The sequence below is a fragment of the Roseibium sp. SCP14 genome (assembly GCF_040329475.1).
Taxonomy (GTDB): Bacteria; Pseudomonadota; Alphaproteobacteria; order Rhizobiales; family Stappiaceae; genus Roseibium.
Window position 1 is genome coordinate 1,047,814 of sequence record NZ_JBDZYH010000002.1, and the last position, 26,180, is coordinate 1,073,993.

Genomic DNA, 26,180 nt, shown 5'->3' on the forward strand with positions numbered 1-26,180 from the left:
GGTTAATCCTTCGTTTCTTTCTCGCAAATTGACAGGCAGCAAAAACTTGCCAAATTTAATCCTTTTAATGCATCACGTCTTCTTGATCCTCGAGAAGGAGTGGCCTAGTCCTAGGCACTCCTGAAATTTAAGAAATGTCCCATGGCCAATCCATTGCTTGATCCCAGTTCCGAAGATGACACAAATGCAGCCTCCAAGTGGCTGGTGTCGGCGGAAAGAACGCTTGAAACGGAAATTGCGGGATTGAGTGCTGTCAGAGCAGCCTTGAAGGACGGACTTGGCAGCCCGTTCCGGCAAACCTGCGAACTCATTCAGAACAGCCGGGGCCGGGTCATTATCACGGGCATCGGCAAAAGCGGACACATCGGCACGAAGATCGCCGCCAGCCTTGCGTCGACGGGCACACCCTCGTTCTTTGTTCACGCGAGCGAAGCCAGCCACGGCGACCTTGGCATGGTCACCGAACACGACGTGGTTCTGGCGCTGTCCTGGTCCGGGGAGACCCAGGAGCTGGCCAGCATTGTCAATTATTCGCGCCGTTTTAAGGTTCCTCTCGTCGCGATCACATCCCGTCAGGACAGCACACTTGGTAAAGCCGCAGATATCGTCTTGAAGCTGCCGAGTGTTGCAGAAGCCTGCCCGCACGGGCTCGCCCCCACTTCGTCCGCTCTGGCCCAATTGGCCATCGGCGACGCTCTTGCGGTTGCGCTCCTCGAAGGGCGTGGCTTCACGGCGCAGGATTTTCGTGTTTTCCACCCCGGCGGCAGACTTGGTGCAAGCCTGAAATCGGCCAAGGATATCATGCACAGCGGTGAGCGGATGCCGCTGGTCTCCGTCACTGCTCCCATGAGCGAAGGCATCGTCTTGATGACGCAGCGGGGCTTCGGTGTGCTGGGTGTCGTTGACGAACTCAAGCAGCTCATCGGCATCATTACCGACGGTGACTTGCGCCGGCACGTCTCTTCCAACCTTCTGGACAAGACGGCAGGCGAGATCATGACGCCGTCGCCGAAGACCGTTTCACCGGACACGTTGTCCGCTTCGATCCTTGAACTCGTCAACAGCCTTTCGATTACCTCGGTGTTCGTGATCGAGGATGGACATCCGGTCGGCATTGTCCACCTTCATGACTTGCTGAGGATCGGTGCCGCCTGACCCAGGGCCCGTTCCCGCTTCTATTGCGCCGGATCAGGAAAAAGTGTCTTTCCTGAAAGAGATGATCCGCGTCATTAGGATTTGATTAGCCTTAACGCATTTAAACTGCACCAAAGTTTCACCGGCCTGAGGCCGCAAACCTTGGTGTGTGTACAGAATGGATCTGGCGACCCTAATCGGCATTCTTGGTGCGTTCGGCATTGTTACGACCGCTATTTTCCTCGGCGGCAGTTTTGGTCAGTTCATTGACGTGCCTTCGATGCTGATCGTTATCGGTGGCGGTCTGGCCGCCACCCTGATCCGCTTTCAGCTTTCCGACATCGCGACCGCTTTCGTCACCGGCTTCAAAGTTGCACTGGCGGGCAGGAACGCTTCGCCGCGTGACCTGATTTCGGAAATCACCAACCTGGGTGAAATCGTTCGCAAGTCCGGACCGCTGGGTCTGGAAAATGTCGACGTTTCCGACCCGGTGCTGGCCAAGGGGGTTCAGTACATTGCCGACGGCTATGAGCTTGAATTCATTCGGGAGGCGATGGAACGCGAACGCGATCTGCAGCTGTCCCGCCTGTCCGAAGGAAAGCGCGTCTTCAAGGCGCTTGGTGATTCTGCCCCCGCCTTCGGCATGATCGGCACGCTCGTCGGTCTGGTGCAGATGCTTGCAAACATGGATGACCCGGCGGCGATCGGCCCTTCCATGGCTGTTGCGCTTTTGACGACACTTTATGGCGCATTGGTCTCGAACATCATCTGCTTGCCATTGGTGGACAAGCTCGATGCCAAGTTCGATGTCGATGAGCTGAACCAGACCCTGATCATCGACGGTGTCTGCCAGATCAGAGAATCCAAGAGCCCTGCCCTCATCAAGGAAATGCTGGTGGCATACCTGCCGGAAAAAGCACGCGCTGATCTTGCAGAAGCCGCCTAGCGCAAAGAAAAACCGGACGACAGACGATGGCAAAGAAAAAACAGCAAGGTGGCGGCGGAGCTCCCGATTGGCTTGTGACCTTCGCGGACCTTATGTCCCTGCTCGTCTGTTTCTTCGTTCTGATCATTTCCTTCTCCATTCAGGACAAGGAAAAGCTGCAGGTCGTTGCCGGTTCCATGCGCGAAGCTTTCGGTGTGAAGGACAGTTCCCGCAAGACCGGCATTATCGAAGTCGAAGGCATCCCGATCCGCGATTACATGAAGGACATCAGTCAGGTCGAACAGGAAATGGACTCCGACTTTGCACAGGAGCGTCACGAAAAAAGACGCAAGCAAGGACCGGAAGCCAATACCAACGACACGCTGGAAGCGGACATCGAAAAGCCTCGTCAATTTGCAACAGCTGCGGCATCGCTGCGCCAGGCCTGGCAGGAGATGCCTGAAATCACGGAGATCTCCAGCAACATCATTCTGGAGGAATCCGACGAGGGCCTGAACATCATGCTGGTCGATCAGGACGGTCGCTCGATGTTCAGGGAAGGGTCCAAATACCCTTACGAGACTACGCGCCGCCTGATCGCAAAAATGGCACCGGTCCTGGCACAGATGCCAAATCGCATTGAAATTACCGGACACACAACGGCGGGACGTCCTACCACGAACCCGAGTTACACCGGCTGGGATCTTTCAAGTGAACGCGCCAACATAGCCCGGCAGATTCTTGCAGAGTATGGCGTTCCGGAAGATCAGTTCTTCGCAGTCGTCGGCAAAGCGGACACGGAACCGCTCTTTCCGAATGATCCTTACCTTGCAGCGAACAGACGTGTCGGAATTCTGCTAATGGCAGAAGAACCACCGATCCCGCCGGGCCACAAACCCTGATCGGTACCGGTGGGCCGGTTCAGCATATTGATCCCGCCTCAATCGACCGGGGAGACAACCAGCCTGGCGCCATCGATTGCCTCCACGCGCACTTTCGTGCCCGCCGGCAGGTCCGGACCGGTGATCCGCCAGATCGTGTCATCGATCGAGAGATTTCCGGCACCTTCATTCAAGGGGGTCGCCAGAGTAAACTCCCGGCCGATGTAGCGGCTGCCGCGCTTGTTCAGACCAGGATCGCCTTTTTCCGAAGCCATCCGCACCATCATGCGCCGGCCGATGAGCAAGCTGACGAGCGACAGGACCAGAAACAGGGCGACATGAACCTGCCAGGAAAGTCCAAGTGTCAGCGCGACAACACCGACAACCAGAGCCGAAAGACCGAACCACAGGAAAATGGTGCCTGGAGCCAGGATCTCCAGACCCAGCAGGATGAGCCCCAGAACGAACCAGCTCCAGGGCCCGAGCGCTGCGATAGTGCTTTCAATCAAGCTCACGTATTGCCTCCATTCGAAGGACCTGTATCGGGAATCCGGGACGCCGTTCGCCCCGCTTTGGCCTCGTCACCGAAGGCTTCCTTGGCAATCTCCCCGATACCGCTCAAAGCACCGAGCAACGACGTGGCTTCCATGGGCAGGATAAGGGTCTTCTGATTGCGCGACGTCGCCAGCTCCTTGAAGGCCTCAACATATTTGTTGGCAACGAAGTAGTTGATCGCCTGAACGTCGCCGGCAGCAATCGCCGCACTCACCATCTGGGTAGCCTTGGCCTCGGCTTCCGCCTCTCGCTCACGCGCCTCGGCGTCGCGAAATGCTGATTCGCGGCGGCCTTCGGCTTCCAGAATGAGCGACTGTTTTTCGCCTTCCGCTTTCAGGATTTCCGATTGCCGTTTCCCTTCAGCTTCGAGAATGGAGGCGCGTTTTTCACGCTCGGCCTTCATCTGCCGTGCCATGGCATCGACCAGGTCGCGCGGCGGATTAATGTCCTTGATTTCGATACGAGTGATCTTGATGCCCCAGGGCTCCGCCGCCGCATCGACCACCCGCAGGATCTGCGCGTTGATTTCATCGCGGTTGGACAGAAGATTATCCAGATCCATGGACCCCATGACCGAACGGATGTTGGTCATGGTCAGGTTCAAGATGGCATTCTGCAGCCCAAGAACTTCGTAAGCGGCACGTGCAGCGTCAAGCACCTGATAGAAGGTGACACCGTCGGCCGTGACGGTGGCATTGTCCCGGGTAATGACTTCCTGGGAGGGAACGTCAAGAACCTGCTCCATCATGTTCAGCTTGTGACCGATCCTGTCGACAAACGGGATGATGAAATTCAGTCCTGGTGCCAATGTTTTGCGATATCTGCCAAATCGCTCAATCGTATAATTGTAGCCCTGGGGTACGGTCTTGACCCCCGCAAAGAAAATGAGAATGACCAGCACCAGAAGGCCGATCAGGAAGATATCAAATCCCGTAAGTCCATCAATTGGCATGAATGTCTCCCGCAATGTTTGGGTCTGCCCTGAATCGCGCGGCAACTATGCGCTGTTTCAATCAGCTGATCCAGCGCTATCGCCATACGCACAGAAGTGCTTCCCGATACGCTTATGTATCCGGTAGCAATTCAAAACAGACCCTTAAAATATGGAGACCCGCGTCACTACTTACGAGAACATTTCCCTGCCATCCTTAACATCGACTTGCAAGTCGATCAGACCCAGCCGCCAAGTTCACGGCGGACGATGTGGGCAATGACATCCATTCCGAGCTCACTGTCATTCAGGCAGGGAATATGGCTGAAGTTTTCGCCACCGTTTTCTTCGAAGATCTCACCGGCCTCTCCGGCAATTTCTTCCAGTGTCTCCAGGCAATCGGCCACGAAACCCGGATTCATGACAGCAACATTCTTCACGCCGTCTTTTGCGAGTTGTTCGACGGTCTTGTCGGTATAGGGCTGCAACCATTCCTCAGGTCCGAACCGCGATTGAAAGGTCACGCGCAGTTTGTCCTTGCTCCAGCCAAGCACATCACGCATCAGGCGCGTCGTTTTCATGCAGTGGCAGTGATAGGGATCGCCCTTCTTGAAATAGGATTGCGGAATGCCGTGATAGGACGTGAGGACAACGTCCGGCTCGAAGTCGAGGCTTTCGAGATGCTGCTCGACTGATTTTGCCAGTGCGTTCACATAGACAGGATCGTCATGATATGGCGGCACGGTCCGGATTGCCGGTTGCCACCGCATGTCCAGGAGCGTCTTGCAGACAACGTCGTTTACCGTTGCAGTCGTCGTTGCCGAATACTGCGGGTAAAGCGGGAACACCAGAATCCGGTCGCACCCCTCGTCTTTCAGCGCTTTCAGCTTGTCCGGAATTGAGGGCTGACCATAGCGCATGGCCCAGTCGACCTTGAGCCGGCCGCTGTCTTCCCCAAGCATCTGCACAAGTTTGTCGGACTGGCTCCGGGTGATGGTGCGAAGCGGCGATTCGTTCTTCTCGTGGTTCCAGATTTCATCATAGGCCTTTCCGGACTTACCCGGACGCGTCATCAACACGATGCCATAGAGGATCGGATACCAGATCGCGCGAGGCCATTCGATGACACGCTTGTCGGACAGGAATTCCCGCAAGTACCGGCGCATCGGCCAGTAGTCGGTCGCATCCGGTGTCCCAAGATTGACCAGCAGCACACCAACCTTGCCGCTCTTTGCCGGAGGGTGTCCTTCCGGCAATTTAATCTTGCTGAATTCCGCAGCCTGATCAGAGGCGATGGGCGCGGTCGGTTGAACGGTCATGGGCTGGGTCGGTCCTTGCGCTTTTCTTCTTCTGCCGCACTACATAAGCCAAGCAGGCAGCTAGGCCAATGCGGCATAGTCCATACGTTCAAGAAAACCGGCAGATCACCCGTTTATTCATGCCTGTTGAAGCTCAAAACAGGATTTTGGACCTCGCTGTGTTCGAATTATCCGTATTCCCGTTCGTCCGCGATCACCTTGCCGTCATTTGGAAGTGCACCCGCAGGCACAAGTTCAACATCTCCCTTGAGGCGCGTGATTTCTCTCAATGTCGCCGCAACGCGCTCTGAAAGACCGTTTTCCGTTCCTTCCGTCTCGACAGAGAGCGTCATGGCATCCGTTTCGCCTCGCCTGCTGACAGCAAGACGCGCCTTCGTCACCTCCGGATGGGCAGCGACGATCTGCGCAATCTGCGCAGGGTCGATGAACATACCTTTCACCTTGGTGCGCTGATCGGCCCGGCCCATCCAGCCTGCAAGCCGCATGTTCGTCCGTCCGCAGGCAGATTGTCCCGGAATGATCTTCGACAGGTCCCCCGTGGCAAACCGGATCAGCGGATAGAGGCTGTTGAAGTTGGTAACAACCAGTTCCCCGACTTCGCCGTCGGCAACAGGTTCGCCGGTACCCGGCCTCACGATCTCCACGATGTAGTCCTCGTTGACGACCATGCCTTCCCTGACCTCGGTCTCGTAGGCAATCACGCCGAGATCCGCCGTTGCATAGCACTGGCCGACCTGAATTCCCTGGTCCTCGTATTCCTTGCGGAGGGACGGGAACAAGGCGCCGCCGGAAACCAGGGCTTTTTTGATGGAGGAGATATCACGGCCTTGTTCCCGCCCCCGGTCCAGGAGGATCTTCAGATAGTCGGGCGTTCCGACAAACGCGGTCGGCTTCAGAACCTCGACCGCTTCAACCTGCGTGTCCGTATTGCCGACACCTGCCGGGAAGACGGTGCAGCCAAGCGCAATTGCCCCCTGATCAAGGATGAAGCCCCCAGGTGTCAGGTGGTAAGAGAATGCATTGAGAACAATGTCTCCTTTTCTGAACCCGGCAGCAAAGAGACTGCGGGCTCCGTTCCAGGGGTCAAGACCGGGTGCCTGCGGCTCCCAGATCGGACCGGGCGACATAAAAACACGGGCCGCCTCGGACAGGTCACCGGCCAGATAGCCACCGAATGGAGGCTTTGCCTTCTGCTTGTTCAAAAGGTCGGACTTTCTCAACATGGGCAAAGCGGCAAGAGCGTGCCTGTCCTTGACCGCACCAATGTCGCGCCCTTCCAGATGCTCGGCCCACGCGGACGATTTCGAGGTCGCATGCGCCAGCAAATCCGGCAATCTGGCAAAAAGATCCTGTTCGCGCTGAGCGGGATCTTGCCGCTCGCGCGCATCAAACTGATTGTCGCTCATGGTCGTCTCCGCCTGTTGCGGCCCCTCAGGCCAGCCAGCGCTTCCTTCGCTTGTAGTGTTTGACGTTCCGGAACGAACGGCGGCCTTCACCGCCAACGCCCAGATAGAATTCCTTCACATCCTCGTTTTCCCGCAGAGCCTTGGCGTCACCGTCCAGAACGATGCGACCTGATTCGAGGATGTAACCGTAAGTCGCGTATTTCAGAGCGACATTGGTGTTCTGCTCCGCCAGCAGGAAGGAAACCCCTTCCTTCTCGTTCAGCTGACGAACGATTTCGAAAATCTCTTCCACAAGCTGGGGGGCAAGCCCCATGCTGGGTTCATCAAGCAGGATCATTTTCGGACGACTCATCAGCGCACGGCCGATGGCGCACATCTGCTGCTCGCCGCCTGACGTATAGCCCGCCTGGCTTTGGCGCCGCTCACGAAGGCGCGGGAAATAGTTGTAGACCATCTCAAGGTCGGCCTTCACAGCAGAATGACCGTCCTTCCGGGTATAAGCACCCGTCAGCAAATTCTCTTCAATGGACAGGTGACCGAAACAATGCCGCCCCTCCATCACCTGAATGCAACCCCGGCGGACCAGATCATTCGGAGACAGTGCCTGCACCTCTTCCCCGTCGAACAGGATCTTGCCCTTGGTAACTTCACCGCGTTCGGCGCCGAGCAGATTGGAAACAGCCTTCAGCGTTGTCGTCTTGCCGGCACCATTCGCGCCCAGCAGAGCCACGATCCCGCCCTTCGGTACTGTCAGCGACACGCCTTTCAGGACGAGGATCACGTGATCGTAGATGACCTCGATATTATTGACCGACAGGATCGTTTCCGCAGCTTCGGCTGCACGTTCCGAACCGGGTTGTTCTACATCCAGTAATGCCATTCCATACTCTCCTGAGAGGCTCCACCGCGCCTGATGCGCGATGGAGCGGACTGCCTATCAGTTCGGGCAGGGTTCGGTGCGCGCCGGCCACGGCGCGTTTTTCTCAGCGTATTCCGCAGCGGCCTGCTCAAGCAGCGGGCGAACGAGGTCGGTCATCGGCTCGATCCAACCCGATGCCTGACGCCACTTCTTGCCGTCCCACTCCTGAATGAAGACAGGGTTGCTGCCGGAATGGTCGTCGCAGGTGACCTTCATCGGATGCGCAAAACCGGCAAGACCCAGTTCCTTCAGGCGGGCTTCGTCCAGGTTCAGGGCTTCAAGACCCATGCGCATGTCCTCACCGGTGATCGCCTTCTTGCCGGTCAGCTCCTGTGCGGTCCGGATGCCCTCGGCGATGATGACCGAGTTGAGAACGCCGCGGTTGTAGAGCGTGCTGCCAATGGTTTCCGCGTCCGTGGACGAAAGACCTGCACCAACGACGTATTTTTCAATGTCGTCGAGAGCTGGGAAGTCACGGCCGACACCGGAGAAGTTCATGGCCTTGTAGCCCTTGGCTCCTTCGCCGCCAGCTGCAGCATCGTCATCGCCGGCGGACCACCAGACGCCGATGAACTTGTCCATCGGGAAGCGAATCTTCACGGCTTCCTTGATCGCGGTCGGGTTCATTGCGCCCCAGCCCCACATCACCATGTAGTCCGGACGGTCACGACGCACGTTCAGCCACTGTGAGGACTGATTCTGCATTTCCTTGACGCCGACCGGATACTGCAGCAGCTCGAAGCCGTATTTTTCGGCCAGCTGTTCCAGAAGCGGGATCGGCTCACGACCATATCCGGCATCCAGGAAGATGTAGCCGATCTTCTTGCCCTTCAGGTTCTCAAGTCCGCCTTCCTGCTCACCGATGTATTTGATGACCACGGACGCGCCGTCCCAATAGGTGTCCGGCACGTTGAAGACCCACGGGAAGGTGGAGCCGACCGCCGCGGCGGACAGGCCGTAACCCATGGAAAGCACCGGGATCTTGTCGACGCCTGCCTTCGGGATCAGCTGAAGGGTGATACCGGTGGAATACGGATTGTAGACCAGCGCGCCCTTGCCTTTGGTGGCTTCGTAGCACTCAACGCCCTTTTGCGCGTTGTAGCCGGTTTCACATTCTTCCAGCTCCAGCTTGACGCCGCCGATACCGCCGTCGCGCTCGTTGAGCATCTGCAGATAGTCGTGCATGCCGTTGGCAATATGAATGCCGGAAGCTGCAAACGGACCGGTCCGGTAGGTCAACAGCGGAACATAGTTGGTATCTTCTGCCTGAGCTGCTGTTGTCGCGAGGCCCGAAAGGGCGACCCCGGCTGCAACAGCGGTTCCCAGCGCAAGTTGCTTTATGCTCTTCATATTTCTCCTCCCATGCGGCCCCGGACCATCCGGCACCGCCAGACCTGTTGCGCCATTCCTCCCCGGATCGGTCCACTTTCCGGATGGCGGGTTCAAAGGATCCGTGTTCCTAGTACGGGAACGGCCAGACCCTGAGCTTTTGCTTCCCGATTTGCCACAGCCTTGCGAAACCGTGCGGCTCGACAATCAGGAAGAAGATGATCAGTGCGCCGACGATCATGAAGGTTACGTGTTCAACCGTTTCAGCCGCCAGATCGATACCGAGCACACCCGGAATGAATTTCAGGAAGACCGGCAGGATCCAGATGAACGCCGCACCCATGAAGGCTCCGCCGAGGCTGCCCAGTCCGCCAAGGATCACCATGAACAGGATCTGGAAAGATAGCGAGATCGAATAGGATGAAGGTTCGGCGGCGTTCAGCCAGAAGAACACCATCATCGCGCCGGCAACGCCACAGATATAGGACGACACCGCGAAAGCCATCAGCTTGGTCTGAAGCGGACGGATACCCATCAGCTCGGCGGCAATATCCATGTCGCGGATCATCATCCAGGACCGGCCGATCCGTCCGCGCAGGACATTGGCCATCAGGTAAGCGATCAGGACCGTGATGCTGAGCACGATGAAGTAGCGCACGATCGGGGTGGCCTCCGCACCGGAGACAACGACACCAAAGGCTTCACGGTGCGGGACTTCGATCGCACCGGAGGCATTGTAGTTGTAAAGCCACGGGATGCGGATGAAGCACCATTCCAGGAAGAACTGTGCCGCCAGGGTGGTCACCGCCAGATAGAGCCCCTTGATGCGCAGGCTCGGCAGGCCGAACACGGCCCCGATGGCCGCCGAGAACACACCTGACAGCAGCACCATCACGATGACGTTGGCGTCCGGAAAGATGGTCGTCAGCTTGTAGGCCGCATAGGCCCCTACCCCCATGAACGCGCCGGTTCCAAGAGACAGCTGCCCACAGAACCCGGTCAGCACGTTCAGACCGATCGCTGCCAGCGAGAACACCAGGAACGGGATCATGATGGAGGTGAGAAAGAAGTCATTGGCAAAGGCCGGGATGACGACAAAGGCAACAACCAGGATGACCGTCAGACCGATCCGGTCCTGCAGGATCGGCATGAGCGCCTGATCCGCCTTGTAGCTTGTCTTGAATTGGCCAGCTTCGCGATAAAACATGGGCGCTAGATCCTTAAATCCGCTCGATGATACGTTCGCCGAAGAGGCCTTGGGGCCGGAACAGCAGGAAGATCAGGGCGATGATGTAGGCAAGCCACGACTCGATGCCGCCGCCGACCAGGCCGCCCCAGTAAAGCTCGCCGATCTTCTCGCCGAAGCCGATGATCAAACCGCCGACAATGGCGCCTGGGATGGACGTAAATCCGCCCAGGATCAGAACCGGCAACGCCTTGAAGGCGACGATTTCCAGCGCGAAGGACACATCGGATCTCGCACCCCACATGATGCCTGTCGCCAGCGCCACCAGGCCTGCCGCGAACCAGACGATGGCCCAGATCTGGTTGAGTGAGATGCCGACCGACAGCGCAGCCTGGTGATCGTCCGCCACCGCTCGCAGCGCACGGCCGATCCTGGTCTTGTTGAAGAAGATCCCGAGCGCCGTCACCATGATCACCGCGATAACGGCTGCCGCGATGTCGATATGCTGCAGGATGATCAACCCGCGCTCACCCATTTCAATGGCCGTCGATCCCGTCGGCAGGCCGAGTTGTTCCGTGATCATCTGTTTCGGTTCACCGCCGAAGACGAATTCGCCGAAACCGATCAGGAAATAGGTCAGACCGATGGTCGCCATCAGGAGAATGATGTCGGGCTGGTTGACGAGCGGCCGCATGACAACCCGCTCCACCCCATAGGCCAATACGCCCATGGCAACGATGGTCAGCGCCAATGCCAGATACGCCGGCACGCCGTTTTCATTGAGGCCGACCAGCGTCAGACCGGCAAACACCACCATGATGCCCTGCGCGAAATTGAAGACGCCGGAGGCCTTGAAGATCAGAACGAACCCGAGTGCGATCAGCGCATAGAGAATCCCGGCGACGAAACCTTCCCACAGAACCTGCAGGAAGAAGTCCGGCATATCGTACATCTGCACGAAGGGATCGATGAAAATGTCGTATAGCATGTCCTTGTCCCTCCTTAGTGACTCACACCGAGATAAGCGTCGATCACGGCCTGGCTGGCCTGCACTTCATCGGGCGGGCCGTCCGCGATTTTCTTGCCGTAGTCGAGCACAACCACACGGTCGGAGAGGTCCATGACAACGCCCATGTCGTGTTCGATCAGGGCAATCGTTGTGCCGAATTCCTGATTCACGTCGAGAATGAACCGGCTCATGTCTTCTTTTTCTTCCAGGTTCATACCGGCCATAGGCTCATCGAGCAGAAGCAGGTCCGGCTCCATGGCAAGCGCCCGGCCAAGCTCGACACGCTTTTGCAACCCGTAGGGAAGACGCCCCACGGGCGTCTTGCGGATTGCCTGGATCTCCAGGAAGTCGATGATGTCTTCCACTTTCCGGCGATGTTCGATTTCTTCCTGTTCCGCCGGACCACGCCACAAGACCTGCCAGAAGAAGTTCCGGTGCATTTTCAACGACCGGCCCGACATGATGTTGTCGAGCGTGGTCATGCCCTTGAACAGCGCCACGTTCTGGAAGGTACGGGCGATTCCATTGCTGGCCGCCTCGTAAGGCTTCATCTTGCGACGGACCTTGCCCTGCCAGGTGATGGTCCCCTCCTGCGGGTGATAAAAGCCGTTGATCACGTTGAGCATCGACGTTTTACCGGCACCGTTCGGTCCGATGATCGCCCGGATCTCACCTTTCAGGATGTTGAACGAAATGTCGGTGATCGCTTTGACCCCGCCAAAGGACAGCGACACGTTATCTACGCGCAGCAGCTCTTCGCGCTCTGCCTCGTCTGCACTTCCGGCAGGAGAAAGCGTCTTGTCAGTTACAAAGGCGTTCATTCGGCAGCCTCCTGAATGCCCTTGTCCGCGGCATAGGCGTTCATGTCCCGGATCTCGACCGTTGCCTCGATGGCGCCCTTGCGGCCGTCCTCGAAGGTCACTTCCGTGCGAACGTGCTTGGATGTCGAGCCGTCATAGAGCGCTTCGATCAGTGGCGCATACCGCTCTGCGATGAATGACCGGCGGACCTTCTGCGTCCGGGTCAGTTCACCGTCATCCGCGTCCAGCTCCTTGTGCAGGATCAGGAAGCGCTTGATCTGGGCGCCCGCCATCATCGGCTCCTGCGACAGGTCCTTGTTGACCTGATCGACATGGCTCTCGATCATCGCATAGACGTCCGGATTGGCGGCCAGCTCCTGGTAGGATGCATAATTGACGTTGTTGCGTTCCGCCCAGGACCCGACAGCCGTCAGGTCGATGTTGATGAACACCGCAGCCATGTCCCGTTCGTGTCCGAAAGCGACCGCTTCCTTGATGTTCGGGAAGAACTTCAGCTTGTTCTCGATATATTTCGGTGCGAACAGCGAGCCGTTGTTCAGCTTTCCGACATCCTTGGCCCGATCGATGATCTTCAGATGACCATTGTCGGCAATGATGCCGGCATCGCCGGTATGAACCCAGCCGTCGGGCGTCTTGGTTTTGGCGGTTGCCTCATCATTCTTGAAGTAGCCGACAAAGACACCCGGCGAACGGTACATGACTTCGCCGTTCTCCTCGATCTTCAGCTCGACATCCGGGGCCGGCTTGCCGACCGTGTCGCCGAAGATCTCGCCATCGGGCTGCAACGTGATGTAAACGCTGGCTTCCGTCTGACCGTAAAGCTGCTTCAGGTTGAGCCCGAGCGACCGGTAGAACTGGAAGATCTCCGGTCCGATCGCTTCGCCCGCGGTGTAGCCGACTTTCATGCGGGTCAGGCCCATGCGGTTTTTCAAGGGACCGTAAACGCAGAACTCGCCGAGCCTGTAGAGCAACCGGTCCTTCAGGCCGACCTGCTCACCGTTCAGGATCCTCTCGCCCACCTTGCGCGCAACGCCCATGAAGTAGTCGAACATGGCGCGCTTGGCTTTACCGGCGTCTTCCATGCGGACCATGATCTGGGTCAGCATGTTCTCAAAGACGCGCGGCGGTGCGAAGAAGTACGTCGGAGCGATCTCAAGCCGGTCGGTGTCTATCGTGTCCATGCTTTCCGGACAGTTGACGCAGTAACCGGCGGTAAAGGCCTGGGCGAGAGAGAAGACGTGGTCACCGATCCAGGCCATTGGCAGATAGGCGAGCACTTCCTCGGCTTCATCCAGATGATCGAACACATTGGCGTTTCTGGCCGAGATCACCAGATTGTCGAAAGACAGCATGACGCCCTTCGGCCGGCCGGTGGTACCGGAGGTATAGAGCATGACAGCGATGTCGCTGCCCTTGCCGCCTGCAAATCCCTTTTCCCATTCGCCCGCGAGCGAGGCGTTCTTCGCCAGAAGGTTCCGGCCCTTGTCCTGCACGCCGGCATAATCATGCAGATGGGTGTGATCGTAGTCCCGCAGCCCGCGCGGCTCGTCGTAGATGACGTCGGTCAGGCTTGGCACCTCGTCCGACATCGACAAGAGCTTGTCGACCTGCTCCTGGTCTTCAACGACAGCAAATTTGACCTCGGCATGCCCCAGCACATAGGCCATTTCTTCGGCAACACTGTCTGAATAGACAGGCACGGGCACAGCTCCCAACGCCTGGCACGCAACCATGGCCCAGTAGAGCCGTGGCCGGTTTGCCCCGACGATGGCAACCTTGTCCCCGGCACTCAGACCGAGACTTTTCAACCCGATGGAAAATGCGCGGATTTCCTCACACACCTCGGACCAGGTCCGGCTCTGCCAGATCCCGTAATCCTTCTCCCGGAACGCGGTCCGGGACCCGAAAACCTTCGCATTCTGCATCAGGATTTTCGGAAAGGTGTCCTCCCCACGCGGCGAAGCGCTGGCCGACCCTACCATGTATCGTTTCTTCCCCTAAAGCATCCTGCGTCCGGATGAACGCAAGCCCAGATGCTCTACAAATCTCTTGTCGATCAGGTTCCGGCTCGCCACCGTCATGTGAAAAGGCGGGCTGATCTGGAAGGCGCCCCAATTTTTAGGGGTCGTTCTTTCACCGGGTATGAAACTATCTGCCGCCCGAACCTTCAACCGCTAATTTGTGAAGTTTCAGACGATATCCCTGTCTCATTCCCGTTGAATTGAAGGCTAGACCGGGTGATTTTCAGCAATATGTGTCAAACATGTCGAATTGTTTCATTTGCGCTGCAGGTGCGAAAGACCAACTCAAGAACGTTTCGAATGCTCAATGTTTCCTGTGGCTTAGCTATTGGCTTTTGATCCAGGACAGAATTTTCTCTGCAACGATTTCACAGTTCCTGTCCATCATCGGCAGATGGGAATTGCCATGGATGCCCTCGGCCGGAAGGTCAAGAAGATCAACCTGTCCGCCAGCCCCCGAAAGTTTCTTGATGTAGTCCTTCACCACCTGCCGATAGGCGACCCAGGTCGGCAACTGTTCCATGTTGTCACCCCAGACAAAGAGATGGGGAACTCTCTGCGCATTTCCCATATCGGGCGGCGCGGCGGCCGGTTCGATCACGATCACCCCCTTGAAGAGCTCGGGCCGAGATGCAACGGCTTCGAGTGCCAGGTTCCCTCCCTGACTATGGGCAATCAACCAGACGGGACCGACACGGCGAAGCGCATCATAGTAGGCCTCGAGACTTTCGCTGCCGTGATCCGTCCATCGAGGCACGAGCTGCGCACCAAAATCATCGAAACTCTCGATCGGAAACTGGCTTCCGGGAAACGACCTGCGCTTGCGCGGATCATGAGCATAGGAGCCCTGCTCGCCAATCCGAAACATGTACCAGGCCTCGTCCTGGGTGCGGAATATGGGAGCGGAACTGTAGATGTCGGGATAAGGCGACCACCCGGCCCGGCCCCGCTCCATGGCATCGCAGACATAGGTATCGAACCCGGCACTCAGGAAGAAACTGCGCCACCCCGGACGCCCGTCCGGCGTGGTTTCCCAGGTTACTCCGGTCATGGCACCGCCATGCCAGAACATCACCGGGACGTCGAAAGCCGGAGACACATGCCGAACATACTGCACGTAGCACTGGCCGGTCACATAGTCGCCGTTCATGTCGACCATGCGCGAGGGACCGTTCCTGGCAACCTGGATCTGCCTCTTCGGCTGACCGGTCAGCGTCACGATGCGTCCTCCGGCAAAGAAGCAACCAATGTCGCGGATGTGAACACCGGATCGGGACGACATGTCCGTCATCTCATCCCTCCCCTTCAATATCCAGGGCATGCAGCATTGCCTGGTCGATATCGAAGGCACGGATGCGCACACCTGCAGAAAGAGCCTTCAGTATCACCTCTGCAATCGCGTCCATCGCCTGTGCCACAACCTCACGCGTGCGATGTTCCTTGGCCCGAAACTGCATGTCCACATAGACAGGCTTTGGCGTGCAATGCGCCGATGCGCACATGATGACCTGACAATGATCCGGATCGGCAAGCAGCACCTCGCGCATAATGCGCTCGAGCCCTTCCTGAATCTGGGTCCGGTTGGCACGGACCGACGGATCGAGCTTGTCGTCATAAAAAATCTTGAGTATCGGCATGCTGCAATTCTCACCTTGAAAGAGACCCGGTCGCTAGAGCGACGAGGCGAACAGCAGGCTAACACAACCACGGCATGCAGGCTCAAATCGCACCGCAGGTCACTAGTCCGGGGCTACTCGCGCAGAGCGAAACGTAAGCTCTCTATGCGATCACTTGCAGGAAATATCGACCTCATAACGAACATGCTCCGGGTTGCCATCGGCAGCCGGCAGGAGGTCGATGACGCCACGAGCGTGCCTGAAGGCACCTGTTCCGCCTAGAACAACCAGCTCGGTTTTCGGTGCCGATACCTTCGCACTGTCATGCATGTCGTTTTGGGGCGTGTGGATGCCGTCCGCCAGAATGCTGCCGTTTTCGAACAGGAAGAACATGCGCAGCAGGTTATGGGAAGGTTTGCCTTCGTGATCGGGATCGAGCAGGGAAATCTTCCAGCGGACCTCACCGATCGGCTGCCCGTCCTTGTCGCCGATGACGCGTTCACCGACCCGGACATCGCCAATGCTGGGGCCTTTTTCGCCTTCGTCATGTGTCGTCACGACACGGCCATCAAGCGAGATAATCTCAAACGGTTCGCAAGTCGGTGTCTGCGCGGACACGACAGTCGGAAAAAGCATTGAAATGAGAATGAAGCCAAATCGTTTCATGTCGGTCTCCCATGCAAGTCTTCAACCTATCAGAGAACACATTTCCCTCATGTGCAATATGGGTTGAGTTCAATTCTGCTGTCCACGTTTCCGAATTCAGCCCCCCTCCCCCAATCGGACTACTTTTCTCCAGTTCAGTCTCCGGAAGTTTTGATCTAATCTCCCCGCCATGGAGGAAACAAAGCACTTGAAGGCGCAGCTTGATCTGATGCAGGCGGCGCTCGATCACATCAATCAGGGCTTCACCGTATTCGACAGCGACCTGAAGCTGGTCGCGTGGAACCGGGGACTGTCGGACATGCTCGACATGCCGCCGGAGATCATCCGGCGTGGTTCCCACCTGGAAGCGTTCATCCGGGTGAATGCCGAGCGCGGCGAATACGGGCCTGGCGACATTGAGGGCAAGATTGCCCGCCGGATCGAACGGGCGAAGCTGTTCGAGCCGCACTATTTTGAGCGCGTTCGGCCAAATGGCCAGATCATCGCCGTTTCCGGCACGCCGCTGCCGCAGGGCGGTTTCGTGACAATCTACTCCGACGTTACCGAAGACCGCCGCCGTCAGGAGAAGCTGGAACGCACGGTGGAAGAGCGCACCCGTGCACTCAGGCAGAGCGAAGACTGGCTGCGGCTAGTCACCGACAACATTCCGGCACTGATCGCCTATCTGTCTCCCGGTCCGGTGTTCCGGTTTGCCAACCGTCGTTATGCGGACTGGTTCGGTCAGTCAGTTGCCTCCATTGCCGGGCGTCCGGCCCCGGAAGTCGTCGGCGAGGAGCTTTTCAAGGAGCTCCACCCACATATCGAACGGGCCTTCGAAGGCAAGGCGGTCAGCTACGAGTATCAGCGCAAACGCGCCGACGGCAGCACCGCCTTCATGCGCTCCACTCTGATCCCGGACATGACGGTCGATGGCAGGACACTCGGCATCTTCGTGTTGTCGCTGGACGCAACCGACCAGAAACAGGCAGAGGCAACGCTGGTGCAATCCCAGCGTATGGACGCGGTTGGCAAGCTGACAGGCGGCCTCGCGCATGACTTCAACAACCTGCTCGCGATCCTCATGGGCAATCTCCTGACCGTCAGCCGGATGGAAGATCCGATCGACAAGAGTGCGCTCGACAGGAAACTCTCGCCGATGCTGGAAGCAACCAAGCGGGGAACGGACCTGATCCAGCGTCTACTGGCCTTCAGCCGGGGCAAGGCCATCGACCCGCAGACTGTTTCGCTGGCCCAGATCATCGCAAGCGCCGGCAAGTTGCTGGACGGGTCACTGCCCTCGACGATCACCCTGGAAACCGAAACGTCAGACTTCGGCATCGGCGCACGGATCGATCCCACACAGATGGAAACCGCGCTGATCAACCTTGCCTTCAACGCCCGCGATGCCATGCCGGACGGCGGATCGCTCCGCATCTCCCTTTCCAGGACGGAGCTGGACAAGCAGGACGCTGAAGAGCTGGGTCTCTCTGCCGGTTCTTATGCGCAGGTTACGGTGGAAGACACCGGCAGCGGCATGGACGACGAGACGAAGCTGCGGATCTTCGAACCGTTTTTCACCACCAAGAACTTCGGCACCGGCAGCGGCCTCGGTCTTTCGATGGTCTATGGCTTCATTCACCAGTCCGGCGGCGCGATCAAGGTTGACAGCGAACCGGGCAAAGGCACCCGGCTTGCGCTGTTCCTGCCTTTCCAGCCGCTTGACGAGGCAGGCCTCGACGGCTTTGAGACGGCATGCCAGGGCGATCTGAAACGCGGTGACGGCGAACTCCTTCTTCTCGTGGAGGACGATCCGGACGTCGCCAACACGGTCACAGACCAGTTGCAAAATCTCGGCTACACGGTACTGCGCGCCGAAAGCGCGGAAGATGCGTGCAATCTTGCGTTTGAACTGCCCGAACTGCGCGGCGTGCTCAGCGACATCATCATGCCGGGGCAGATGAACGGCCTGGCGCTAGCCCGCGAGATCCGCCGGAAACGGCAGGATCTCGGCATCGCGCTGATGTCCGGTTACGCCGACTGGTCGGCACTTGCAGGACAGGACGACTACAGTGAATTTCCGGTCTTGGCGAAACCGTTTGCAGATGATCAACTGGCGGACACCCTGCAGAAAATTCTCTCTCCGAGCACTTGAGGACCACCTTGCAGACACGCTCAGCCCGCGCGGCCAAACGAACGGTTTTCATTGTCGATGACGAACCTGAAATCGGTCAACTTCTTCAGGAAGCGATGGACCAGTTCGACATCGAAGGAGAAGTCTTTTCCACCGCAGCATCCGTTCTGGCGGCCCTGAGCACGCGAACTCCCGATGCCTGCATCATCGACCTCGGCCTGCCGGACATGGAAGGCATGGCCTTGATCAACGAAATCCGTCGCCAGTCATCCGTGCCCATCATCGTGCTTTCCGCGCGCGGACATTCGACCGACAGGGTGATGGGCCTTGAACTCGGAGCGGACGACTATGTGGTCAAACCCTTCGACCCGCGCGAGGTTGTTGCCCGCATCCGGTCCATCCTGCGCCGGTCATCGGATCAGGGCCAACCGTCAACCGGAACTGAACTGGCCCGCTTTGAAGGCTGGATTTACCAACCCTCCTCTCATTGCCTGACGACACCGGAAGGCGAAGAGACGTTTCTTTCCACCGGCGAAGCCACCCTGCTGGAAGCACTGCTGCGCGCCCCCAAGCGCGTTCTGACCCGGGACTATCTTCTGGAGCATGGCGGGCGGGACGAAAGCCTGGACCGGTCAATTGACGTGCGCATCTCGCGTATCCGCAAGAAGCTGAACCGCAAAAACGGCCCGGCTCATATCCGCACCATATATGGTTCGGGCTATATGCTCACCTGTGATGTCAGGTGGGAGTGACCGGGTTTCCGGACTGCAACATTCCGGATGGTCTCCGGGAAAGATACGCGAAACGGACACTCGAAAAACCGGTACGAAAGTTGTCTCTTCAAAACAAAAAGCGGGAAGATCGCTCTTCCCGCTTTTCTCTGTTTCCGGATCTGCCTCTTAAAAGCTCAGAGAAATATCTCTGTGGCCGGAGAGACAGGCAGCAACGTCGAGCGCCATATCCGTTGGCAGTCGGCTTTGCGCACGCAGCCCGATATTGCCGGCGATCGCCGCATCATAGGCTTCGAGCTTCGGCAGGATTTCATCCGCCGCCCTCTGACGCCAGGCGAGATCTTCGTCGAGGGCTGCGATCGACTTGTCGATGTCAGCCACGGCTTCCTCCGCGTTCGGCTGTCTGCTGCGCATGATCTTGCGTGCATCGCTCAGGCCCTTGCGGATGTCACTCGTGCCTTCTGCCTCGCCGACCTTGGACCGCATGGCTGCGATCGCATCAACGGCGGCCTTCGGCTCAAGCTGCGGCACCTGTTCCTTCAGCGCTTCGAGTTCCGGCCTGAGTGCTGCAACTTTTTCCGCATCCGCCAGAATGGCCTTCAACTCAAGGACCGGTTCATAGGCCTGGTCCACTGTCCGCCGGTAGGATTGGCGGGCCGAGTTTTCAGCTTTCTGGATGGTGGAGAAGTTACCGTAGGTCTCGTCCCAGTCGGACGGGATCTGCGCCAACAGTGCCTCATGTTCGGCCTTCAGCCCTTCGATCCGGGCCTTGGCACGCTCGCCTTGCTCGGTGGAATAGATGCCGGTGTCGCCGGAACGATCCACGATGACCTGAAGTTCCTTGATATGCTCATCAATCCTTCTGGCATCGCGCTCAAGAGCACGCACCTGAACATGCACCGGCTTGTAGGCACCCGAAGCAGCCGCAACCTGGGTTTCGGCATCCTTGATGGACTGCATCAGCGGCAGGGCTTCCCGGGCTTTTTCGAACCCTTTGGCCATGTCCTTCTGCAGGTCTTCCGGCAGGTAGCTCATGTCGATGTTTTCCGCTACCTGGATTGCGGCGAGAACACTGTCACCATTCTGCTGGAAGTCCTCATAGATGAGCGTTTCCATGCAGTATTGCAGGCGCGGGTTCTTCGGCGGCGGAGCCGTTTCCGACAGAAGCGTCGAACGGTTCGGCAGGTAGTTCACCAGCTGCGGATAGAAGCCGACAATGCCGAGCGCCACGAGCTGCAGCGCGATAAAGGCGATCACGCCCTTGTACATGTCGATGGTCTTGACCACTGCAGGCGCTACCCCGCGCAGATAGAACAGCGCAAATCCGAATGGAGGGGTCAGGAACGACGTCTGAATGTTCAGGCCGATCATGACGCCGAGCCAGACAGCCGTGACGTTCGCGGACGGGTCAGCCAACAGGATCGGCGCGACGATCGGCACCACGACCACGGCAATCTCGATGAAGTCAAGGAAGAAGCCGAGGACGAAGATCACCAGCATGACGATCAGGAACTGGGCCCAGAAACCGCCCGGCAGTCCCTGCAGGAAGTCCTTGACCAGCTCTTCACCGCCAAAGGCCCGGAAAGCCGAGGTCAGCATTGCCGCGCCGAGAAGAATGATGAAGACGAGAGACGTGGTCTTTGCGGTTTCCACCATCACGCCGCGAAGCGTGTCTTCCAGTTTGAGCGTCCGCCAGCCCGACCAGAAGATCGCAATCAGCAGCAGTGACACGGCAATCAGCGCCAGGACCAGCCCGAGAACATCCTGGCTTGTTGCGATCAGCTTGATGTTCACGGCGCCGATGAAACTGATCACCATCGCCAGGCCAAGCAATGCGATGATCGCGATGATCGCAGGCGAATAGGCCCCCTTTTCACCCTCACGCAGACGATAGCCTGCCATGATCATCGCACCGACGGCGCCGATTGCACCGGCCTGGTTCACGGTGGCGACACCGGCGATGATCGAACCAAGGACGAGAAAGATCAGCGCAAGCGGCGGAACCAGCGTGATGACGACCTTGACCGCAAACTTGCGGGTGAACGTGCCTTCTTCGTGGACCGCCGGGGCTGCCTTCGGGTTAAACAGAGCGAAGCCCAGAATGAACAGCATGTAGAGACCGACCAGGACCAGGCCCGGAAGGAACGCTCCGAGGAACATTTCGCCGGCACTGGTCGACACGACCGAGAAATCCGACGGCATGGAAAGCTCGCCGGTGCTCGCCTTGTAGAGCGTCTGTCTCAGAGACCCCGCCTGGTCAACGGCACTGGCGAGCTGGTCGGCCAGGATGATCAGAACGATGGAGGGCGGAATGATCTGGCCCAGCGTACCGGAGGCGGCAATCGTCCCCGTTGCCAGCGGCACGGAGTAATTGTTGCGCAACATGGCCGGCAGCGAGATCAGGCCCATGGCCACAACGGTCGCGCCGACAATGCCGGTGGTCGCAGCCAGAAGCGCGCCCACGAACACCACCGAAATGCCGAGACCGCCCGGAACCGGACCGAACAGACGGGCCATGGTCACAAGCAGATCTTCAGCGATCTTGGACCGCTGCAGCATGATGCCCATGAACACGAACAGCGGAATGGCGATCAGCGTATCGCGCTCCGCCTCCCAATAGATCCCTCGAAAGTTGGTAACGCCCGCGCTCAGCCATTGGCTGGCGCCGCCATGGGCAAAATAGGCAGCCGTATCGCCGGCAAACAGATATCCGGAAAGCGCGGCGATACCGATGGTGAGAATTGCAGAGCCTGGAAGTGCGAAGGCAACCGGGAAACCCGAGCCCAGAGCAAACGCCATCAGGACTACAAGAAGAAGAAGGAAGAAAAGTTCCATATCAAGCGGTCTCGTCAGGCTCTATTGAATTGTGTGGCTGTCGTGATCCCGTCCACCCGGCTCGCCGCGAATATCGGCGACGGCGTCCATGAAATAGGATACGAACTGGACCATCATGGTAACGGCGAACACACCCAGAAACCCTGCCATGAGGTATTTCACGTAGAGGCCGAAACCTGCCTGTGTCACCTCGTAGCTGAGGATCGGGCTGTTGATGATGTTCTGTTTTCCGCCCATGCCGATAATCAGGATGACCGAGCAAAGGCTCATGCCCAGAACGACAGACCCGACTGCGTTCACGTATCCTTTGGTCTTGGCCGACATGCCCGCATAGAAGACATCAACCCGAACATGACCTTCTTCCAGAAGCGTGTACGCACTGGCAAACAAGAACAGCGCGGCGTACCAGAAACGGACCAGATCGGCGAGAAACGCCTGTTCGTAGGAAAAGACAAAGCGCCCGATCACGATCAGAAGTTCGGCGACAACCACCAGCAGCGCCAGCCAGGTGAACCCGAGTGTCCTTGTGAAAGCGGCGATAATGACCGACAGACCGATCAGCGGCATATGAACATAGGCACCGCGGAACCTGGATTTGCCCAGATCGTCAGCGAGTTGCTGTCCCACGATATCCGGCAGAAACCCTTCAATGCGCACGAATGAGATCGCCGCATCCACCAAACCGACGATCAGGACCGCAAAGAACGCTGCCCGGATCAGAAAGGCGTTGATGTTGCTGATGCGCACGCTGTCTTCGCGCAAGGTGGTTTGACTGCTCCTCAAGACATAGGCGCAAGCCCAGATGACAAACGCCGCATAAAGCCCCAATTGCAGCCACGACCACAGGATCGGAAGAGATCCATTGGCCCGGCCGCCGAAGATCGGCGCTATGCCTGGCAGGTTTTGCCAATAGGTCAGGTAGTTGTTGAGAAGAAACGCTGCCATGACCGAGAGCACGATCCAGCCGAACAGGCGGAAAATACGTGCGCTCTCCGGGGATGGAGTGTGACCGGAATGCATGGCATGCGAGCCGTCTTGAACGTTGTCCAAGGCCGTCATCGTGGCAGTGCCCTTTGTCTTTTACATAGAAAGAGGGACGGGATTTCTCCCGCCCCCCAGCTAAACCGTCTGGCTTATTCCGGAATACCCAGAACGCGGTTCCGCTTGTTGCTGTATGCGACATCGGAAATCGCCATCCAGCTGCCGATTTCCTGACGGGCGTTGATGAAGCTTTCAAAGATCTTCTTGGAAAGATCGGAGTGATCCATCGCTTCTTCAAGAACTTCCTGAGCCGCTTCACCGAAGGCGTCGTAGATTTCGTCGTTGAACTCACGCAGCTCAACACCGTGCTCTTCGATCAGGCGCTTGAGGTAAACACCGTTGTTGGCGTTCGTCTCAGCCATGGTCAGCGCGTTTTCTTCGTTACATGCCGCCTGGATGATTGCCTGGTCGGTCTTGGACAAGCCGTCCCACCATGCCTTGTTGATACCCATGGCCAGCTGTGCGCCCGGCTCGTGCATGCCCGGATAGTAGTAGTACTTGGCTGCTTCGTAGAACTTCATGAAGTAGTCGTTGAACGGACCAACCCACTCGGTTGCATCGATGGCGCCGGAGACGAGGTTTTCGTAGATCTGGCCGCCCGGCAGAGAGACCGGAGACGCGCCGAGCTTCGCCATGACGTCGCCGCCCTGACCCGGAATACGCATCTTCAGACCCTTCAGGTCGTCGGCAGATTCGATTTCCTTGTTGAACCAGCCGCCCATCTGCACGCCGGTGTTGCCCATTGCGAAGTTCTTGAGGCCGAACTCGCCAGCCAGCTCGTCCCAGAGCTCCTGACCGCCGCCGAATTTGATCCAGGCGTCCATTTCCGTGTAGGTCAGGCCGAAAGGAACAGCGGTGAAGGCTGCCCAACCCGGATGCTTGCCTTTCCAGTAGTAGTCGGCAGCAATGTAGGCCTGTGCGTTACCGGAAGCGACCTCGTCGAAAGAGTCGAACGCGCCGACGCGCTCACCAGCAGCAAAGTATTGTACGTTAATGCGGCCTTCGGTCAGCTCGGCAATACGGGCTGCAAGACGCTGTGCCGGAATACCCAGTCCCGGGAAATCCCGCGGCCAGGTCGACACGATCACCATGTCCTTGGTGCCCTGCGCAATCGCAGGAGCGGCAAGTGCGGACCCTGCAGCTACACCGCCAACACCCAAACCAGCCTTTTTGATAAATGAACGACGATCCATTAGTTTCCTCCCTAAACGGACCTGATATCGGACCGGAATACACCCTTGCACCGATCTCGGCGTATGTCTAGTTGACCAGATGACGTGTCCGCTATTCGTGTTTTTGCGCATCTTCTCAGTAGTACTACCGAGATGTACGCAAGAGAATCCAATTTCGACGGACGGCCGCGCAATAAGAGGGCAATTTTCGTGACGTTCAAGACCAAACTGCTGCTCATCACCATATTGCCCCTGATCGCGGTCTCGCTTCTCATCGGTGCGGCAACCTACTATCAGTCGCTGGAACTCATCAGTGCGGAAACCAGGGCGGTGGAGCAACGGGTCCTGGCAGCGAAACGCCAGGAGATTCGCAATTACGTCAGTCTGGCTTTGACATCCATAGAGCAGATTTACAAGGAAGAACCGGGAGGCCGTGAGGCTGCGCAGGAGGAAGTCAAGGAGATCCTGCATAATCTGACCTTTGACTATGACGGCTATTTCTTCGTCTACACACTGGATGGCACCAACATCGTCCACCCCAAACTCCCGCACCTGATCGGTGGCAACTGGTGGGATTTGCAGGACGCGGATGGCGACTACGTCATCCGCAACCTGATCCAAGCGGCACGTAGCGGCGGCGGGTTTCACCAATATGTCTGGCACAAACCATCCACCGGCAGCGTGGAGGAGAAGCTCGGCTATGCGATTCTCCTGGACAAATGGGGCTGGATGCTTGGAACTGGGCTCTACACCGATGACATCGCCCGTGAGGTGGCCGCTATCCGCGCCGATTTTGCCCGCAGCATCCGCCAGACCCTGCTCGTGACTTTCATGATTACTCTGGCGGCAATCGTCATCGCCGGTTCGCTGATTGCCGGCGTGCGGTTTTCCGAACAGCGTTTTGCCGACAGCAAGCTGAAGGAGCTGACCAACCGGATTTTCCAGGTACAGGAGCAGGAGCGCAAAAGGGTTTCGACCGAACTTCACGACAGTATTTCCCAGTTGCTGGTATCGGTGCGTTACGGTGTCGAGCTCATTCACAGCGAGGCCAACCGCCATCCCGACCTGCAGGCCCAGGCCGCCAAATGCCTGAAAACCCTGGACGGGACGATCGCGGAAGTCCGGCGAATATCAAGAGACTTGAGGCCGAGCGTGCTGGACGACATGGGTCTCGCGGCGGCTCTGGGAAGTCTCGGCAAGGAATTCCAGAACCAGTCCGGCATAACCGTCAACGTGACGGCGGAGCAATGCCACACGCGCCTTTCCGAAGGTGCCAAGACAGCGCTCTATCGCGTAGTGCAGGAATGCATGACGAACGTGGCTAGGCACGCACAGGCCAGCGAGGTCAATATCAGCCTCAAGGTCGGCCTGCAAAATCTCGTGCTTTCTGTTGAAGACAATGGCGTCGGCCTGCCCCGCCCCCTGCCAAAGTCGGGTGGTCTCGGCTTCCGCAATATGCGAGAGCGGATAGAGACGTATGGTGGCAAACTGACACTGAGCCGCCGTGCATCCGGCGGCACCCGGATAAAAGTCCAGATGCCGCTCGACAACCCGGCCGCAAAAGCTGCATGAT

General features: G+C 58.0%; 22 protein-coding genes. 6 read left to right on the forward strand and 16 right to left on the reverse strand.

All coding sequences use genetic code 11. The features are described 5' to 3' along the window. Positions 1-141: 141 nt before the first annotated feature. The 3 genes from ABLQ08_RS12090 to ABLQ08_RS12100 all read left to right on the forward strand — a co-directional run bounded on the left by ABLQ08_RS12090 (position 142) and on the right by ABLQ08_RS12100 (position 2,961). Positions 142-1,155 carry a KpsF/GutQ family sugar-phosphate isomerase gene (locus ABLQ08_RS12090; protein WP_352942255.1) on the forward strand — a complete coding sequence of 338 codons (1,014 nt, stop codon included), beginning with the start codon at positions 142-144 and terminating at the stop codon, positions 1,153-1,155. Positions 1,156-1,312: 157 nt separating this feature from the next. After that, positions 1,313-2,080 (forward strand): motility protein A, encoded by a 768-nt coding sequence (locus ABLQ08_RS12095; RefSeq protein WP_352942258.1) that lies wholly within the window; start codon positions 1,313-1,315, stop codon positions 2,078-2,080. A 26-nt stretch (positions 2,081-2,106) separates the two neighbouring features. Beyond that, positions 2,107-2,961, forward strand: a complete 855-nt coding sequence (locus ABLQ08_RS12100; protein ID WP_352942261.1) for a flagellar motor protein MotB — start codon at positions 2,107-2,109, stop codon at positions 2,959-2,961. A gap of 38 nt (positions 2,962-2,999) precedes the next feature. Here the strand turns inward: ABLQ08_RS12100 and ABLQ08_RS12105 are convergent, their stop codons facing one another. The 13 genes from ABLQ08_RS12105 to ABLQ08_RS12165 all read right to left on the reverse strand — a co-directional run bounded on the left by ABLQ08_RS12105 (position 3,000) and on the right by ABLQ08_RS12165 (position 16,718). Then, complete coding sequence (locus ABLQ08_RS12105; protein WP_352942264.1) at positions 3,000-3,455, reverse strand: NfeD family protein; 456 nt, start codon at positions 3,453-3,455, stop codon at positions 3,000-3,002. Next, positions 3,452-4,447 carry an SPFH domain-containing protein gene (locus ABLQ08_RS12110; protein ID WP_352942267.1) on the reverse strand — a complete coding sequence of 332 codons (996 nt, stop codon included), beginning with the start codon at positions 4,445-4,447 and terminating at the stop codon, positions 3,452-3,454. The genes ABLQ08_RS12105 and ABLQ08_RS12110 overlap by 4 nt, the downstream gene beginning before the upstream one ends. Before the next feature lie 218 nt (positions 4,448-4,665). After that, the gene (gene hemH, locus ABLQ08_RS12115) at positions 4,666-5,745 is read right to left on the reverse strand and encodes a ferrochelatase (RefSeq protein ID WP_352942269.1); all 1,080 of its coding nucleotides are present in this window, start codon (positions 5,743-5,745) and stop codon (positions 4,666-4,668) included. 167 nt (positions 5,746-5,912) lie between these two features. Then, positions 5,913-7,151: a phenylacetate--CoA ligase family protein gene (locus tag ABLQ08_RS12120; protein WP_352942271.1), complete on the reverse strand. Its 1,239-nt coding sequence runs from the start codon at positions 7,149-7,151 to the stop codon at positions 5,913-5,915. 25 nt (positions 7,152-7,176) lie between these two features. Then, positions 7,177-8,031 (reverse strand): ABC transporter ATP-binding protein, encoded by an 855-nt coding sequence (locus ABLQ08_RS12125; protein WP_352942274.1) that lies wholly within the window; start codon positions 8,029-8,031, stop codon positions 7,177-7,179. A 57-nt stretch (positions 8,032-8,088) separates the two neighbouring features. Then, a complete protein-coding gene (locus ABLQ08_RS12130; RefSeq protein ID WP_352942277.1) occupies positions 8,089-9,420 on the reverse strand; it encodes an ABC transporter substrate-binding protein in 1,332 nt (443 codons plus the stop codon). A 109-nt stretch (positions 9,421-9,529) separates the two neighbouring features. Beyond that, positions 9,530-10,606 carry a branched-chain amino acid ABC transporter permease gene (locus ABLQ08_RS12135; protein WP_352942279.1) on the reverse strand — a complete coding sequence of 359 codons (1,077 nt, stop codon included), beginning with the start codon at positions 10,604-10,606 and terminating at the stop codon, positions 9,530-9,532. A 13-nt stretch (positions 10,607-10,619) separates the two neighbouring features. Then, positions 10,620-11,573 carry a branched-chain amino acid ABC transporter permease gene (locus tag ABLQ08_RS12140; RefSeq protein ID WP_352942282.1) on the reverse strand — a complete coding sequence of 318 codons (954 nt, stop codon included), beginning with the start codon at positions 11,571-11,573 and terminating at the stop codon, positions 10,620-10,622. A 14-nt stretch (positions 11,574-11,587) separates the two neighbouring features. Continuing rightward, positions 11,588-12,415: an ABC transporter ATP-binding protein gene (locus tag ABLQ08_RS12145; protein ID WP_352942284.1), complete on the reverse strand. Its 828-nt coding sequence runs from the start codon at positions 12,413-12,415 to the stop codon at positions 11,588-11,590. Then, positions 12,412-14,340, reverse strand: a complete 1,929-nt coding sequence (locus ABLQ08_RS12150; RefSeq protein ID WP_352942286.1) for an AMP-binding protein — start codon at positions 14,338-14,340, stop codon at positions 12,412-12,414. Before ABLQ08_RS12150 ends, ABLQ08_RS12145 begins: the two co-directional genes overlap by 4 nt. Before the next feature lie 421 nt (positions 14,341-14,761). Continuing rightward, a complete protein-coding gene (locus ABLQ08_RS12155; RefSeq protein WP_352942289.1) occupies positions 14,762-15,727 on the reverse strand; it encodes an esterase in 966 nt (321 codons plus the stop codon). Between the two features lies 1 nt (position 15,728). After that, positions 15,729-16,073: a hypothetical protein gene (locus tag ABLQ08_RS12160; RefSeq protein WP_352942292.1), complete on the reverse strand. Its 345-nt coding sequence runs from the start codon at positions 16,071-16,073 to the stop codon at positions 15,729-15,731. Positions 16,074-16,223: 150 nt separating this feature from the next. Further along, positions 16,224-16,718 (reverse strand): hypothetical protein, encoded by a 495-nt coding sequence (locus ABLQ08_RS12165; RefSeq protein WP_352942295.1) that lies wholly within the window; start codon positions 16,716-16,718, stop codon positions 16,224-16,226. Between the two features lie 187 nt (positions 16,719-16,905). Between ABLQ08_RS12165 and ABLQ08_RS12170 the strand changes: the two genes are divergently transcribed. Together ABLQ08_RS12170 and ABLQ08_RS12175 are read left to right on the forward strand one after the other, a co-directional pair. Continuing rightward, on the forward strand, positions 16,906-18,849 hold the full coding sequence (locus ABLQ08_RS12170; protein ID WP_352942298.1) for a PAS-domain containing protein: 1,944 nt from the start codon (positions 16,906-16,908) through the stop codon (positions 18,847-18,849). Between the two features lie 8 nt (positions 18,850-18,857). After that, positions 18,858-19,580, forward strand: coding sequence for a response regulator transcription factor (locus tag ABLQ08_RS12175; RefSeq protein WP_352942300.1), 723 nt, complete (start codon positions 18,858-18,860; stop codon positions 19,578-19,580). Positions 19,581-19,727: 147 nt separating this feature from the next. On the opposite strand, the gene ABLQ08_RS12180 is transcribed toward ABLQ08_RS12175, so the two are convergent. From ABLQ08_RS12180 to ABLQ08_RS12190, 3 genes are all read right to left on the reverse strand, one after another. Further along, on the reverse strand, positions 19,728-22,394 hold the full coding sequence (locus tag ABLQ08_RS12180; RefSeq protein ID WP_352942302.1) for a TRAP transporter large permease: 2,667 nt from the start codon (positions 22,392-22,394) through the stop codon (positions 19,728-19,730). A 21-nt stretch (positions 22,395-22,415) separates the two neighbouring features. After that, on the reverse strand, positions 22,416-23,453 hold the full coding sequence (locus ABLQ08_RS12185; RefSeq protein ID WP_352942305.1) for a TRAP transporter small permease subunit: 1,038 nt from the start codon (positions 23,451-23,453) through the stop codon (positions 22,416-22,418). Positions 23,454-23,527: 74 nt separating this feature from the next. Then, a complete protein-coding gene (locus tag ABLQ08_RS12190) occupies positions 23,528-24,628 on the reverse strand; it encodes a TRAP transporter substrate-binding protein (RefSeq protein WP_352942308.1) in 1,101 nt (366 codons plus the stop codon). 189 nt (positions 24,629-24,817) lie between these two features. On the opposite strand from ABLQ08_RS12190, the gene ABLQ08_RS12195 reads away from it, so the two are divergent. After that, a complete protein-coding gene (locus ABLQ08_RS12195; RefSeq protein ID WP_352942311.1) occupies positions 24,818-26,179 on the forward strand; it encodes a cache domain-containing protein in 1,362 nt (453 codons plus the stop codon). The last annotated feature ends 1 nt before the right edge of the window (position 26,180 follow it).